The organism is Lentzea aerocolonigenes (genome assembly GCF_000955955.1).
In the GTDB taxonomy this organism is placed as follows: domain Bacteria; phylum Actinomycetota; class Actinomycetes; order Mycobacteriales; family Pseudonocardiaceae; genus Lentzea; species Lentzea aerocolonigenes_A.
On record NZ_JYJG01000036.1, the window covers coordinates 1 to 2,004 of the forward strand.

Annotated in this window: 2 protein-coding genes; both read right to left on the reverse strand. The window is 68.1% G+C overall.

Annotation, left to right across the window (positions count from 1 at the left end; all coding sequences use genetic code 11):
- Nucleotides 1-887 (reverse strand): NTF2-like N-terminal transpeptidase domain-containing protein (locus UK23_RS06725; RefSeq protein WP_330769859.1); only part of this gene is annotated, 887 nt, incomplete at its 3' end.
- An 18-nt stretch (nt 888-905) separates the two neighbouring features.
- Nucleotides 906-1,757 (reverse strand): DUF4081 domain-containing GNAT family N-acetyltransferase, encoded by an 852-nt coding sequence (locus UK23_RS06730; RefSeq protein ID WP_045310511.1) that lies wholly within the window; start codon nt 1,755-1,757, stop codon nt 906-908.
- Between the last annotated feature and the right edge of the window lie 247 nt (nt 1,758-2,004).

Consider the following 2,004-nt stretch of genomic DNA (forward strand, 5'->3'; position numbering starts at 1 on the left):
GCCTTGGCGGGCTCGGGCGCCTTCGAGAACAGCTCCTCGACCTCGGTGCCCTGCCCGTCGACCGTGGCGATCCGGAACCCGGCGTTGCCCGCGATGTCGTTCTCGACGAGCTTGCGCACGGCCGGCAGCACCTGGGAGCCGAAGTTGCGGCTCGGGGCCAGCAGCGACGTCTGCGTGCTGAACCGGACGCCGGGCAGGTCGTAGATCTTGGCCTTCACGGACTGGTAGTCGGGGTCGCGCAGCGCCGCGACCTGGTACGCCTGGCCTTCGGGGGTCTTGCCGGCGCCCTCGGCGATCGACTGCTGGGTGATCGCCTTGTCGAACGGGTTCAGCGCGTCCGCGAGGGACTTGGCGACGGCGTTGACGTCACCGGCCTCCTTCGCGACCAGGAGGACGGACACGACGCGTTCGGGGGCCAGCAGCGGCGTGCCCTCGCGGTCGAGGACCGGCGCGGGATCGGGCTTGAGCTCGGTGAGCAGGATGGACTGCTGCGGGTTGAGCTTCGGATGCGCCACCGACGTCTGCCAGTGCACCTTCCAGAAGTCGCCCTCCTGGCGCACGTCGAACTTGGTCGAGTACGTCCAGTGGCGGTTCTTGTCGAGGTCCCAGTCGAGGCTGACGGACGCCTCGGACGCGGTCTCGCCGTTCTTGCGGAGCTGGTCGACCTTGCTGGTCAGCCCCTTGGGCTTGAGGGCGGCCCGGAACTTCTCCAGGGTCTCCTTGGCCTCGTTCGGGTTGTCCGTGAGGTTCGCGGCGCCCTGCACGTCACCGGACGCGAGCTTCGCCAGGAAGTCGTTGGTGATCTCCGGGGCACCTGGTTCGGACTTGAACAGGCCGCAGCCGCTCAGCGTCAGGACCATGACCGTGATCGTCGCGAGAAGGCGCACCCGCGCGAGTATGCCCGGTCAGAAGAGGACAGTCGCGTATTGGCCGACCTGTTCGAAGCCGATCTTGCGATAGGCGGCCTGGGCGACGTGGTTGTAGCCGTTGACGTAGAGGCTGGCTGTGCGGTTGAGGACCCTCGTGAGGCGGTCGGCGACGGCTGCGGTGCCGGCCGTGCCGATGCCCTCTCCTCTGCGGTCCGGACGGACCCAGACGCCCTGGATCTGGCCGACCCTCGACGACATCGCGCCGATCTCCGCCTTGAAGACGACTTCGCCGTTCTCGAACCTGGCGAAGGCTCGTCCGGCTGCGATGAGTTCGCTGACCCTCGCCCGGTAGCCCGCGCCGCCGTCCTCCGCGCACGGGTCGATGCCCACCTCTTCGATGAACATCGAGATGGCCGCGGGGAGGTAGCGCTGCAGCTCGCTGGGACGGACCTGGCGGACCAGCGGGTCCGGGGTGATCTTGGGGGTGCTGGAGATCGCCATCAACGGCTGGTCGCCGCGCACCTCACGGGCCGGTCCCCAGTCGGGCTGGAGCTCGTCCCAGAGGGTTAAGACCTGTTCGGCGGGGCCGACGAGCGACGAGCACATGCGACCGCGGCGTCTCGCCCGGTCGGCGAACATGCGCATGGCGCTGGCGCTGCCCTTGAGCGGGATCAGGTTCGGGCCGGAGAAGCACAGGCCGTCCACCTTGCCCCTGATCGGGCGGGTGTCCGAGCCCCACATCTCGCCGCCCAGGCGCCACGGGTCCAGGCCGGCGATCTCCACCCTTGCCGCGACCATGCACGCAGCGACGGGGTCGTTGTCGAAGACCCCGCGTACGTCGATCAGGTCGCGTTCGTCCAGCACGCGCGCTCCGGCCAGCCTCAGCACGTTCACCAGCGTGCCAGATAAGCCACGCGGATGGCATCAGCCAACTGTGCACACCGACCGTGACCGTCCGCACCTGTTTGAAAACGCACGCGGGGACCTTTCGTACGTTCCGAGCGTACGAAAGGTCCCCGCGTGGCGTTCTCAGCCGACGGTTACGGCTGGGGTGCCGCCTTCTACCGGCTCCATCTCCTCGGCGATGCGCATCGCCTCTTCGATGAGCGTTTCGACTGTCTCTTATACACATCTC